General features: G+C 58.6%; 10 protein-coding genes and 3 tRNA genes. 11 read left to right on the forward strand and 2 right to left on the reverse strand.

Going from position 1 to position 12,997, the window contains the following annotated elements:
• Nucleotides 1-5 precede the first annotated feature (5 nt).
• Nucleotides 6-683 (forward strand): PA2778 family cysteine peptidase, encoded by a 678-nt coding sequence (locus AD664_RS21995; protein WP_053149688.1) that lies wholly within the window; start codon nt 6-8, stop codon nt 681-683.
• A gap of 96 nt (nt 684-779) precedes the next feature.
• On the forward strand, nt 780-980 hold the full coding sequence (locus tag AD664_RS22000; RefSeq protein WP_047739195.1) for a DUF6021 family protein: 201 nt from the start codon (nt 780-782) through the stop codon (nt 978-980).
• Between the two features lie 82 nt (nt 981-1,062).
• On the opposite strand, the gene pbpG is transcribed toward AD664_RS22000, so the two are convergent.
• Together pbpG and folD are read right to left on the reverse strand one after the other, a co-directional pair.
• A complete protein-coding gene (pbpG, locus tag AD664_RS22005; RefSeq protein ID WP_053149690.1) occupies nt 1,063-2,001 on the reverse strand; it encodes a D-alanyl-D-alanine endopeptidase in 939 nt (312 codons plus the stop codon).
• A 310-nt stretch (nt 2,002-2,311) separates the two neighbouring features.
• A complete protein-coding gene (gene folD, locus AD664_RS22010) occupies nt 2,312-3,166 on the reverse strand; it encodes a bifunctional methylenetetrahydrofolate dehydrogenase/methenyltetrahydrofolate cyclohydrolase FolD (RefSeq protein WP_042727840.1) in 855 nt (284 codons plus the stop codon).
• Between the two features lie 281 nt (nt 3,167-3,447).
• On the opposite strand from folD, the gene AD664_RS22015 reads away from it, so the two are divergent.
• From AD664_RS22015 to AD664_RS22055, 9 genes are all read left to right on the forward strand, one after another.
• Nucleotides 3,448-3,524 (forward strand) — tRNA-Arg (locus AD664_RS22015).
• Between the two features lie 41 nt (nt 3,525-3,565).
• Nucleotides 3,566-3,641: transfer RNA gene (locus AD664_RS22020), tRNA-His, on the forward strand.
• Between the two features lie 58 nt (nt 3,642-3,699).
• Nucleotides 3,700-3,784, forward strand: a tRNA-Leu gene (locus AD664_RS22025).
• Between the two features lie 420 nt (nt 3,785-4,204).
• Nucleotides 4,205-5,515, forward strand: a complete 1,311-nt coding sequence (tig, locus tag AD664_RS22030; protein ID WP_042727839.1) for a trigger factor — start codon at nt 4,205-4,207, stop codon at nt 5,513-5,515.
• Nucleotides 5,516-5,607: 92 nt separating this feature from the next.
• Nucleotides 5,608-6,249, forward strand: coding sequence for an ATP-dependent Clp endopeptidase proteolytic subunit ClpP (gene clpP / locus AD664_RS22035; protein ID WP_003183177.1), 642 nt, complete (start codon nt 5,608-5,610; stop codon nt 6,247-6,249).
• Nucleotides 6,250-6,356: 107 nt separating this feature from the next.
• Nucleotides 6,357-7,640 carry an ATP-dependent Clp protease ATP-binding subunit ClpX gene (gene clpX / locus AD664_RS22040; protein ID WP_042727838.1) on the forward strand — a complete coding sequence of 428 codons (1,284 nt, stop codon included), beginning with the start codon at nt 6,357-6,359 and terminating at the stop codon, nt 7,638-7,640.
• Between the two features lie 332 nt (nt 7,641-7,972).
• Nucleotides 7,973-10,369, forward strand: coding sequence for an endopeptidase La (gene lon / locus AD664_RS22045; RefSeq protein ID WP_042727837.1), 2,397 nt, complete (start codon nt 7,973-7,975; stop codon nt 10,367-10,369).
• A 148-nt stretch (nt 10,370-10,517) separates the two neighbouring features.
• Complete coding sequence (locus tag AD664_RS22050; RefSeq protein ID WP_002552737.1) at nt 10,518-10,790, forward strand: HU family DNA-binding protein; 273 nt, start codon at nt 10,518-10,520, stop codon at nt 10,788-10,790.
• 224 nt (nt 10,791-11,014) lie between these two features.
• Entirely contained in the window at nt 11,015-12,886 is a 1,872-nt protein-coding gene (locus AD664_RS22055) for a SurA N-terminal domain-containing protein (RefSeq protein WP_053149692.1), read from the forward strand.
• Nucleotides 12,887-12,997 lie beyond the last annotated feature (111 nt).

Raw genomic sequence — 12,997 nt, forward strand, 5'->3', positions numbered from 1 at the left:
TCTTCATGTTGCCGCTCATTCCCTCTTTTCGATCACTGGTCCTGGCGACGGTTTGCCTGGCTACCCTGGCGGGTTGCGCGAGCGATGTGTCGCCCCGGATCCGGAGCCTGCCTGAGCGGGTGGAGCTCAACAGCGTGCCGTTTTACCGAGGCGAGATGTATCAGGGTGCTCCGCAATCCCTGGCGGCGCTGCTGACGTTCCAAGGTACGGTGATCACACCGGGGTTGTTGGAGAAGCCCTTGCACCTGCCGGGCGGCGAGGCTGATTTGCAGCAGAACATGCAAAACCTGGCGCGCGAGTACGGGTTCGTGGTGTATCCACTGCGTGCCCAGTTGCCTGCGTTGCTGGAACAGGTCGCCGCCGGCTACCCGGTCCTGGTGCGCTATAACGCGGGTACACCGTTCTGGCCTGAGCCACGGTACGGGATCCTGGCCGGCTACAACCGTCAGAAGCAGACAGTCCTGTTGCGATCCGGCATGAATCGTCGTGAAACGATGAGCTTCGGCGCTTTCGAATCGGACTACCAGAACGCAGGTGGCTGGGCGGTGCTGGTGCAGCGGCCGACCCAGCTTCCGGCCGATGTCGACGCCCAGCGTTGGTTGAAGGCCGCGCAGGAGTTGGCCGGGGCGGGGCAGGAACAAGCCGCCGCGCGGGCCACCCAGACGCTGAATGCCGCACATTGATGGCCCCGTTCGTCACTTGCCGGGCACGACCCGGCACGCCTGAGGCTCTTACCGTCAGGGTCGGGACGTTCCCGGCCATGATTTGAGGAGGCAGCGATGGCACAGTCGAAAACACCTACGGGCCCACATTCGTCAGATCATTCGTCCGGTGATGACCTGGGTTTCGACCCGGATTCGCCAGACCTCGATGATCCTCAGGTCGATCCGGTCGGCCCGGCCAAGGCGCCGCTGGACAAGGAAAAGCAGGATAAGGCGCAATCCCGGGCCTACGACCCATTGGGCGATCTGAAACCCTGAACCGGCAGGTCGTGGCAAGGGTTGGCTTGCGCCGGGCTGTTTGAAGCCTCCCTCGCCACGGGTCCAGGCTGGCGTGGACAGATTACTTGGACGCTTCTACCACGCCGGTCTGGCGGCTCTTTAGGTTCTTGGCGGCCTTGTATTGAAGCGCCACCGCCGGCACGCTCGCACTTTTGCCGGTTTCCACCCAACTGCGAATCCGACTGGCGTCGGCGAAGTGCGTGTACTTGCCAAACGCATCGAGGATCACCAGCGCCATTGGCCGATTACCCATTTTCGTTACCAGTACCAGGCAATGGCCGGCTTCGTTGGTGAAGCCTGTCTTGGTCAGTTGAATATCCCAGTTGGCCTTGTGGACCAAATGGTCGGTGTTGCGAAAACCGAGGCTATAGACGGGCTTGCGGAAGGTAACGGTCTTTTCCTTGGTGGTGCTCAGTTCGCTCAGCAGCGGGTACTTGCGCGCGGCGATCAGCAACTTGGTCAGGTCGCGTGCGGTGGAAACGTTGTGGATCGACAGGCCCGTGGGTTCCACGTAGTGGGTGCTGGTCATGCCCAGGACCTTCGCCTTGGCGTTCATGGCGGCGATGAACGCGGCGTAGCCGCCCGGGTAATGGTGGGCGAGGCTGGCGGCGGCGCGGTTTTCCGATGACATCAGGGCGATCAGCAGGACGTCCCGGCGCGACAGTTCGCTGTTGAGCTTGACCCGGGAAAACACCCCTTTCATTTCCGGGGTGTTGGCGATGGTGATGGAAATGTATTCGTCGAGGTTCTGTTTGGCGTCCAGCACGATCAGGCCGGTCATCAACTTGGTCACCGATGCGATGGGGACCACCACGTCCGGGTTATTCGAATAGACCACCTTGTCCGTCTGCAGGTCCAGCAGCAGCGCGCTGCCCGAGGCGACTTGCAGCTTGGTGGTATCCCGTGGGGCCGCGATCGTTTCCTGTGCGCTGGCAGTGTGCGTGATAAAGGTGCCTGTGAAAGCGAAGAACAGGCTGAGGATCGAAAGACGGATTTTCACGCGAGTAGACTCGATGGAGTTGAAGGTGCCGTTGAGTAACGGCTTTAAAAAAAACGTCGCATTTTAGGAGTATGGGCGACAGCAGCGCTACATGCCTGTATCGCCGAGGCTTGTGAATAAATAAAGTTTCATGGAGGGGGATTTTGGCGAAACGAATCTGAAAAATATGTAATTTGGCGGCTGAAATCCGTCGACAGAAACGTCTGTGGGAGCGAGCTTGCTCGCGATAACGGTGTGTCAGTCAACTGGATGTTGGCTGGTCCATCGCTATCGCGAGCAAGCTCGCTCCCACAGGTTTTTTTGACGTGTATCAGCTGTGCAGCGTTTCTGCCGCGTACAACGTGTTTTCCAGCAGGCAGGCGCGAGTCATCGGGCCAACACCGCCGGGCACTGGTGTGATCCAGCCAGCGCGGGGCAGGGCGGTCTCGTAGACCACGTCGCCTACCAGCTTGCCGTCTTCCTGGCGGTTGATGCCCACGTCGATGACGATGGCCCCTTCCTTGATCCACTCACCCTTCACCAGGCCAGGCTTGCCGGCGGCGACCACCACCAGGTCGGCACGGCCGACGTGGCCGGCCAGGTCCTTGGTGAAGCGATGGGTCACGGTGACGGTGCAGCCGGCCAGCAGCAGTTCCATGGCCATCGGCCGGCCAACGATGTTGGAAGCGCCCACTACCACGGCGTCGAGGCCGTAGAGGTCCACGCCGGTGCTTTCCAGCAACGTCATGATGCCCTTGGGGGTGCAGGGGCGCAGCAGTGGGATGCGTTGGGCCAGGCGGCCGACGTTATAAGGATGGAAGCCGTCGACGTCCTTGTCCGGACGGATGCGTTCCAGCAGTCGGGAGGCGTCGAGGTGTTCAGGCAGTGGCAACTGGAGCAGCACGCCGTCGATGTTCGGGTCTTCGTTCAAGCGGTCGATCAGATCGGCCAACGCTTGCTGAGTGGTTTCGGAAGGCAGGTCGTAGGCCTGGGAAAGGAAGCCGACCTCCTCACAGTCTTTACGCTTGTGCGAGACATAAACCTGAGAGGCAGGATCGCTGCCGACCAGGATCACCGCAAGGCCGGGCGTGCGCAGGCCTTGCTGGCGGCGCTCGGTGACTCGTTGGGCGATCTGCTGGCGCAGGCTGGCGGCGATCGATTTGCCGTCGATAAGTTGTGCAGTCATTGCGCGTGGTTAACCATCGAGAGGGGAAAAAAAGAGAGCGCATTCTCGCATGCCGGGGCGTGAGGGCAAAGGCGCTTGGTCTGCAAATTCCCCTAACCCCTTTAATTAAATGAATTTTTTTTAAAAAAGAGTTGACGACCTATCAGGCCGTCTATAACATTCGTCGCACTTGTCGGGCACAGCCTAGCACTGGTTAAGAAGGCGGCGCAGAGTTAGTTGTTTCAACTCGGTAAAGCTGAAAGCACTTAGTTTGTAATCGTCCAAGAATACAGATTAAAAAGGCGCCCGTAGCTCAGCTGGATAGAGCATCCGCCTTCTAAGCGGATGGTCGCAGGTTCGAGTCCTGCCGGGTGCGCCATTTAGGCAGCTTTGGCACAAGTAACGCAACAAGGCAATATGGTGGGCGTAGCTCAGTTGGTAGAGCACGGGATTGTGACTCCCGTTGTCGTGGGTTCGATCCCCATCGTCCACCCCATATTCTAGAAAGGCGCCAGATGTAATCATCTGGCGCCTTTGCTTTAAAAGCTTGATACGCGGATGTGGTGGAATTGGTAGACACACTGGATTTAGGTTCCAGCGCCGCAAGGTGTGAGAGTTCGAGTCTCTCCGTCCGCACCATACAAGTCGCTATTTGATAGCAGAAAACGGCGCAGTACCTGAAAGGGGCTGCGCCGTTTTTGTTTTCGGGGCTTCTGTGCCTGTCGCTGGTGCCGTTTTCGGGTGGTGTGCAGGGGAGGTGGGTCACGATTGTGTTTCGTGATGATGCGCAGGATGCCCGTTGGTCTCCTCGTGGGGCTGGGTGTCGCGTGTGTCGAGCCTGCGCTTCTATATAAAGGAAGCGTTGGTGCAGAGCCTCTGGCTGATCGGCTGTATTTGTAATTCGTGCGAGGCATCACCATTTGCCCCGCTCCTAAATTCGGCGCCTGTTTCCTACCCGTTTTCAGTAGGGTGACTTCTTGAGTTTGACCTACTAGAATGCATGCCCTTGATTCTGGGGTCGGAAACGCCCGGCCAACGTCTGTGCAACGAGGAATATCCATGCAAGTTTCTGTTGAAAATACTTCTGCTCTTGAGCGCCGCATGAGCATCACCGTGCCGGCTGAGCGCATCGAGACTCAGGTCAACAAGCGTCTGCAGCAGACTGCCCAAAAGGCCAAAATCCCAGGTTTCCGCCCAGGCAAAGTGCCAATGAGCGTGATCCGTCAGCGTTACGAAGCTGATGCGCGCCAGGAAGCCGTGGGCGACGTGATCCAGTCTTCTTTCTACGAAGCGGTGGTCGAGCAGAAGCTGAACCCGGCCGGCGCGCCGTCCGTCGAGCCTAAAGTGCTGGAAAAGGGCAAGGACCTGGAGTTCGTTGCAACGTTCGAAGTGTTCCCGGAGTTCACCGTTGCCGGTTTCGACTCCATCGCCGTCGAGCGCCTGAGCGCCGATGTGTCGGATGCCGACCTGGACAAGATGCTGGACATCCTGCGCAAGCAGAACACCCGTTTCGAAGTGGCCGATCGCGCTGCCCAGAACGAAGATCAACTGAACATCGATTTCGTTGGCAAGGTTGACGGTGAAGTCTTCGCCGGCGGCTCCGCCAAGGCCACCCAGCTGGTGCTGGGCTCCGGTCGCATGATCCCAGGCTTCGAAGATGGCCTGGTCGGTGCGAAGGCTGGTGAAGAGCGCGTGCTGAACGTGACCTTCCCAGAGGATTACCAGAACCTGGACCTGGCCGGCAAGGCCGCCGAGTTCACCGTGACCGTCAACAGCGTTTCCGAGCCGAAGCTGCCTGAGCTGAACGAAGAGTTCTTCGCCCAGTTCGGTATCAAGGAAACCGGTCTTGACGGTTTCCGCGCCGAAGTTCGCAAGAACATGGAGCGTGAGCTGCGTCAGGCCATCAAGTCCAAGGTCAAGAACCAGGTCATGGACGGTCTGCTGGCCTCCAACCCGATCGAAGTGCCAAAGGCCCTGCTGGACAACGAAGTGAACCGTCTGCGCGTGCAGGCCGTCCAGCAGTTCGGTGGCAACATCAAGCCGGACCAACTGCCGGCCGAGCTGTTCGAAGAGCAAGCCAAGCGCCGCGTCGTGCTGGGCCTGATCGTTGCCGAAGTGGTCAAGCAGTTCGAACTCAAGCCTGACGAAACCCGCGTTCGCGAGCTGATCCAGGAAATGGCCTCGGCTTACCAGGAGCCTGAGCAAGTCGTGTCCTGGTACTACAAGAACGAGCAGCAACTGAACGAAGTTCGTTCGGTTGTGCTGGAAGAACAAGTTGTGGATACTGTTCTGCAGAAAGCTAGCGTGACCGATAAAGCGGTCTCTTACGAAGAAGCGGTCAAGCCGGTGGAAGCTCCACAAGCCGATTGATTGTTTTGCGGTAGGAAATACACACCATAAGCCAGCCTTCGTGCTGGCTTATGCGTATTCAAGACATAACTATTTGGGAGTGACTGCGAGACATGTCCCGCAATTCTTTTTATCAGCAGAGCTCTGACATCCAAGCCGCAGGCGGCCTGGTCCCGATGGTTATCGAGCAGTCCGCCCGTGGCGAACGTGCCTATGACATCTACTCGCGCCTGCTCAAGGAACGCGTCATTTTCCTGATCGGCCCCGTTGAAGACTACATGGCCAACCTGGTCGCGGCGCAACTGCTGTTCCTTGAAGCGGAAAACCCGGACAAGGACATCCATCTCTATATCAACTCGCCTGGCGGGTCGGTGACGGCGGGTATGTCGATCTACGACACCATGCAGTTCATCAAGCCGGACGTTTCCACCATCTGCATCGGCCAGGCCTGCAGCATGGGCGCGTTCCTGCTCGCCGGTGGCGCAGCGGGCAAGCGTCACTGCCTGCCGAACTCGCGCATGATGATTCACCAGCCATTGGGCGGTTTCCAGGGCCAGGCGTCGGACATCGACATCCATGCCAAGGAAATCCTCCACATCCGTTCGCGCCTGAATTCGCTGCTGGCCCATCACACCGGCCAAAGCCTCGAAACCATTGAGCGTGACACCGAGCGTGACAACTTCATGAGCGCCGAGCGTGCCGCCGAATACGGCCTGATCGACTCGGTGATCAACAAGCGTCAAATGCCTGCCTAAGCCGCTCAAAATGCAGGTGGTTGGGATGACCGGCCGCCTGCGGGCTTGAAAAAGCCCGCAATTGCCTTCATCTTGTGTTGCAAGCCTATCGGATTTGGATCGATCGAATGACTGACACCCGCAACGGCGAGGACAACGGCAAACTGCTTTATTGCTCCTTCTGTGGCAAAAGCCAGCATGAAGTACGCAAATTGATTGCCGGCCCCTCGGTCTTCATTTGCGACGAGTGCGTCGACCTGTGCAATGACATCATCCGCGAGGAGGTGCAGGAAGCCCAGGCCGAAAGCAGCGCGCATAAATTGCCTTCGCCTAAAGAAATCAGCGGCATCCTTGATCAGTATGTGATTGGTCAGGAACGTGCCAAAAAGGTACTGGCCGTAGCGGTGTACAACCACTACAAGCGCCTGAACCAGCGTGACAAGAAGAATGACGAGGTCGAACTCGGCAAGAGCAACATCCTGCTGATCGGCCCGACAGGCTCGGGTAAGACCCTGCTTGCCGAAACCCTGGCCCGCTTGCTGAACGTTCCGTTCACCATCGCTGACGCAACCACGCTGACCGAAGCGGGTTATGTTGGCGAGGATGTCGAGAACATCATTCAGAAGTTGCTGCAAAAGTGTGACTACGATGTGGAAAAGGCCCAGATGGGCATCGTCTACATCGACGAAATCGACAAGATTTCCCGCAAGTCCGACAACCCGTCCATCACCCGGGATGTTTCCGGCGAGGGCGTGCAGCAGGCCTTGCTCAAGTTGATCGAAGGCACGGTCGCTTCCGTACCGCCCCAAGGTGGTCGCAAGCATCCGCAGCAGGAATTCCTGCAGGTCGACACCCGCAACATCCTGTTCATCTGCGGTGGCGCGTTCTCCGGCCTGGAAAAGGTCATCCAGAACCGTTCCACCCGCGGCGGTATCGGTTTCAACGCCGAAGTGCGCAGCAAGGAAGAGGGCAAGAAGGTCGGTGAGTCCCTGCGTGAAGTCGAGCCTGACGATTTGGTCAAGTTCGGCCTGATCCCGGAATTCGTCGGTCGTCTGCCGGTCCTGGCGACGCTGGACGAGTTGGATGAAGCGGCGTTGATGCAGATTCTGACCGAGCCGAAGAATGCGTTGACCAAGCAGTACGCCAAGCTGTTCGAAATGGAAGGTGTAGACCTGGAGTTCCGTTCCGACGCGCTGAAATCGGTCGCCCGACGTGCCCTGGAACGCAAGACCGGTGCCCGTGGGTTGCGTTCGATCCTCGAGGGCGTCCTGCTCGACACGATGTATGAAATCCCCTCGCAGTCTGAGGTGAGTAAAGTCGTGATCGACGAAAGCGTCATAGAAGGTAAGTCCAAGCCACTGTATATCTACGAAAACAGTGAGCCGGCTGCCAAGGCCGCGCCGGACGCCTAAGCGTCCCGCTGCCGGAACAAAGAAGGGGCCTTCGGGCCCCTTTGCTTTTGAGTGGCGACGGGATTTGGCGAAACGTTGCACCGCCCCGCTGGGCAGAGCATCGTAGACAGTTCACGCGATCTGTCTGGAACATCCAGGTGTCAGGGTTCAAGGCCGCTTCGCCGCCTGACGTAGACAAATCCCTGCGTCACCGACTTGCGTACGGTTTTTATTTCTTTTTAGCAGGGCTGACATCAGCCTTAGCGCTTGTTTTTTTTCAAGGCTGCCCCCATCTTGGTTTCAAGCTTACTTCCATCTGTTTCCGGCCCTAGGGCCGCCGTAGAGGCGAAATCATGAAGACAACCATCGAATTGCCTCTCCTGCCATTGCGCGATGTCGTGGTGTATCCGCACATGGTTATCCCGCTGTTCGTGGGGCGCGAGAAGTCTATCGAAGCCCTCGAGGCTGCGATGACGGGTGACAAGCAGATTCTCCTGCTGGCTCAGAGAAACCCTGCCGACGATGATCCCGGTGAAGACGCACTCTATCGCGTAGGTACGATTGCCACGGTTCTGCAACTGCTCAAGCTGCCTGATGGCACCGTCAAGGTCCTGGTCGAGGGCGAGCAACGCGGTACGGTCGAGCGCTTCAGCGAAGTGGACGGTCACTGCCGTGCCGAAGTGTCGCTGATCGAAGAGGTCGATGCGCCCGAGCGTGAATCGGAGGTGTTCGTCCGTAGCCTGCTGTCCCAGTTCGAACAGTATGTGCAATTGGGCAAGAAGGTGCCTGCAGAGGTCCTGTCGTCGTTGAACAGCATCGACGAACCTGGACGCCTGGTTGATACGATGGCGGCCCACATGGCCCTCAAGATCGAGCAGAAGCAGGAAATTCTCGAGATCATCGACCTGTCGGCCCGTGTCGAGCACGTGCTGGCGCTGCTAGATGGCGAAATCGACCTGTTGCAGGTCGAGAAACGCATCCGTGGGCGCGTCAAGAAGCAAATGGAGCGCAGCCAGCGCGAGTACTACCTGAATGAGCAGATGAAGGCCATTCAGAAGGAGCTGGGCGATGGCGACGAAGGCCACAACGAAATCGAAGAGCTGAAAAAGCGCATCGATGCCGCGGGGCTGCCGAAAGATGCACTGGCCAAGGCCCAGGCCGAGCTGAACAAGCTCAAGCAGATGTCGCCGATGTCCGCCGAAGCCACCGTGGTGCGTTCCTACATCGATTGGCTGGTCCAGGTGCCGTGGAAGGCCCAGAGCAAGGTGCGGCTGGACCTGGCGCGTGCCGAGGACATCCTCGACGCCGACCATTACGGCCTCGAAGAGGTCAAGGAACGTATCCTCGAATACCTCGCCGTGCAAAAACGCGTGAAAAAGATTCGTGGTCCGGTGTTGTGCCTGGTTGGTCCTCCCGGGGTGGGTAAGACGTCCCTTGCGGAATCGATTGCCCACGCCACCAACCGTAAATTCGTCCGCATGGCCCTCGGCGGCGTGCGCGATGAAGCGGAAATCCGCGGTCATCGCCGTACTTACATCGGTTCGATGCCAGGAAGATTGATTCAAAAGATGACGAAAGTGGGTGTACGCAACCCGCTGTTCCTTTTGGATGAAATCGACAAGATGGGCAGCGACATGCGCGGCGATCCGGCCTCTGCGTTGCTCGAAGTGCTCGATCCGGAGCAGAACCATAACTTCAACGATCACTACCTGGAGGTCGACTACGACCTGTCGGACGTGATGTTCCTCTGCACCTCCAACTCCATGAATATCCCGCCAGCCTTGCTGGACCGGATGGAGGTGATTCGTCTGCCGGGCTACACCGAGGACGAGAAGATCAACATCGCCGTGAAGTACCTTTCGCCCAAGCAGATCCAGGCCAACGGCCTGAAGAAAGGCGAGCTGGAGTTCGACGAAGAGGCGATCCGCGACATCATTCGCTACTACACCCGCGAAGCCGGTGTGCGGGGCCTGGAGCGCCAGATTGCCAAGGTCTGCCGCAAGGCGGTCAAGGAACATGCGCTGGAAAAACGCTTCGCGGTCAAGGTCACTTCCGACCTGCTGGAGCACTTCCTGGGTGTGCGCAAATTCAAGTACGGCCTGGCCGAGCAGCAGGACCAGATCGGCCAGGTGACCGGCCTGGCCTGGACTCAGGTCGGTGGCGAATTGCTGACCATCGAGGCAGCCGTGGTACCGGGCAAGGGTCAACTGATCAAGACCGGTTCCTTGGGTGACGTGATGGTCGAGTCGATCACGGCGGCGCTGACGGTGGTGCGCAGCCGTGCCCGCAGCCTGGGCATTCCCCTGGATTTCCACGAGAAGCGCGACACCCATATCCACATGCCTGAAGGGGCAACCCCCAAGGACGGCCCGAGCGCCGGCGTGGGCATGTGCACGGCGCTGGTGTCGGCGTTGACCGGAATTCCGGTGCGCGCCGACGTGGCCATGACGGGTGAAATCACGTTGCGTGGCCAGGTACTGGCGATCGGTGGTTTGAAAGAAAAACTGCTGGCGGCACACCGTGGTGGGATCAAGATCGTGATCATTCCGGAAGAGAATGTCCGTGATCTGAAGGAAATTCCTGACAACATTAAGCAAGATCTTCAGATCAAACCGGTTAAATGGATTGACGAGGTCCTGCAAATTGCGCTGCAATACGCGCCGGAGCCCTTGCCGGATGTGGCTCCGGAGATAGTCGCGAAGGACGAAAAGCGCGAGTCTGACTCTAAGGAAAGAATTAGCACGCATTAATACGCATTTGCCTGGGGGGCTTCCTTGACAGTTTTTTAGAGCCCTTGTTATAAAGCGGCTCTTAAGTGTCTGCAGGCCATTCAGCACTCGTTTTTGCTTTCACCAAAAAAACTTAGAATCATCTCAAATAGATATAAGGGGACTTAGAGTGAACAAGTCGGAACTGATTGATGCTATCGCTGCATCCGCTGATATCCCGAAAGCTGCTGCTGGCCGTGCGCTGGACGCTGTAATCGAATCCGTCACTGGCGCTCTGAAGGCTGGCGACTCCGTTGTTCTGGTAGGTTTCGGTACTTTCTCCGTGACTGATCGTCCAGCTCGTATCGGTCGCAACCCGCAGACCGGCAAGACACTGGAAATCGCCGCTGCCAAGAAGCCAGGCTTCAAAGCCGGTAAAGCGCTGAAAGAAGCCGTTAACTAAGGTTTCGTTGAGTTTATCCGGGTCGGGGTCATGCCTGGCTTGGCAGCGGAGCGGTAATACGGCCGGTTGTGACCGGTCTGGCACGCCAGGGCTTGCAGGTTCGAGTCTGGTCCGCTCCGCCAGTTACGAGAAGGCGCATCCTCGGATGCGCCTTTCTTCTATCCGGATTCTACCCACGCTCCACGGTTGCCTAAATTTGAAGTTCAACCGTTTCTGGGGGACGCATGCTGCAGAATATCAGGGACAATTCACAAGGCTGGATTGCCAAAACCATCATCGGGGTCATCGTCGCGTTGATGGCGTTGACCGGTTTCGATGCCATTTTCCAAGCCTCTTCCAACCGCAATGAAGCGGCCAAGGTCAACGGCGAGAACATCAGCCAGAACGAGCTGAGTCAGGCTGTCGACATGCAGCGCCGCCAGCTCATGCAACAGCTGGGCAAGGATTTCGACGCCTCCCTGCTGGACGAAAAGATGCTGCGGGATTCGGCGCTCAAGGGCCTGATCGATCGCAAGCTGCTGCTGCAAGGCGCACATGATGCGAAATTCGCCTTCTCCGAAGCCGCGCTGGATCAAGTGATCCTGCAAACGCCTGAGTTCCAGGTCGATGGCAAGTTCAGCGCCGAACGTTTCGACCAGGTGATCCGTCAACTGGGTTACAACCGGATGCAGTTCCGCCAGATGCTGGCCCAGGAAATGCTGATCGGCCAGTTGCGCGCAGGCCTGGCAGGCAGTGGTTTCGTCACGGACGCCCAGGTACTGGCCTTCGCCCGCCTGGAAAAGCAGACCCGCGATTTCGCCACCCTGACCGTCAAGGCTGATCCATCGTCCGTAAAGCTGACCGACGACGAGGTCAAGGCCTACTACGACAAGCACGCCAAGGAATTCATGACGCCTGACCAGGTGGTCATCGATTACATCGAGTTGAAAAAGGCCGCATTTTTCGACCAGGTCAGCGTCAAGGACGAAGACCTGCAGGCGGCCTACCAGAAGGAAATCGCCAACCTGTCCGAACAGCGCCGTGCCGCTCACATCCTGATCGAAGTGAACGACAAGGTCAGCGAAGCCCAGGCCAAGGCGAAGATCGAAGAGGTCCAGGCACGCCTGGCCAAGGGTGAGTCGTTTGAAGCCCTGGCGAAGGAGTTCTCCCAGGACCCGGGTTCGGCGAACAATGGCGGTGACCTCGGTTATGCAGGTCCGGGTGTCTACGATCCTGAGTTCGAGAAGGCGCTGTATGCCTTGAACAAGGACCAGGTTTCGGCACCGGTGCGCACTGATTTCGGTTTTCACCTGATCAAGCTGTTGGGGGTCGAAGCGCCTGAAGTGCCGACCTTTGCCAGCCTCAAGGACAAGCTGACGCGCGAGCTGAAGACCCAACAGGTCGAGCAGCGTTTTGTCGAGGCGACCAAGCAACTGGAAGATGCCTCGTTCGAAGCGTCCGATCTGGCCCAACCAGCCCAGGACCTGAAGCTCACGGTTCACACCTCGGCTCCGTTCGGCCGTGAAGGCGGGGAAGGGATTGCGGCCAACCGTGCCGTCGTCACTGCCGCGTTCAGCCCGGAAGTGCTGGAGGAGGGTGCGAACAGTACCGCCATCGAGCTGGATCCTGAGACGGTCGTGGTCCTGCGTGCCAAGGAGCACCGCAAGCCCGAGCAGTTGCCGCTCGAAAGCGTGGCCGGCCCGATTCGTGCCCAACTGGCCAAGGAACACGCCAGCGCGGCTGCCAAGGCCAAGGCGGATGAGCTGATCGCCAACCTGCGCGATGGCAGGGCTGCCCTGGACAAGCCTGTCGACGGCCAGGCCTGGAAAGTTACCGAAGCGGCGAACCGCAACCAGGAGGGCATCGACCCTGCGGTATTGCAGGCGCTGTTCCGCATGCCCAAGCCGGAATCGAAGGATAAGCCGACGTTCACCAGCGTGACGTTGCCCGACGGTAGCCTGGCGGTTGTACGCCTGAACGGCGTCAACGAAGCAGCGGCCCCGACCGATGCAGAGAAAGCCGAGTACCGTCGCTACCTCGCGTCGCGTATCGGCCAGCAGGACTTTGCGGCCTATCGCAAGCAGTTGGAAAGCCAGGCGGACATCAAGCGTTTCTGATGCCTTGACGGTTGCCTACCGAAAGACCCCGGCCGAAACGCCGGGGTCTTTTTGTATCTGCTTGTTGCCTTCAGAGGGGCGTTCGTCGATCCATCGGATTGCGTCTTTTTC

The sequence above is a fragment of the Pseudomonas sp. P97.38 genome (assembly GCF_001269745.1).
In the GTDB taxonomy this organism is placed as follows: domain Bacteria; phylum Pseudomonadota; class Gammaproteobacteria; order Pseudomonadales; family Pseudomonadaceae; genus Aquipseudomonas; species Aquipseudomonas chlororaphis_E.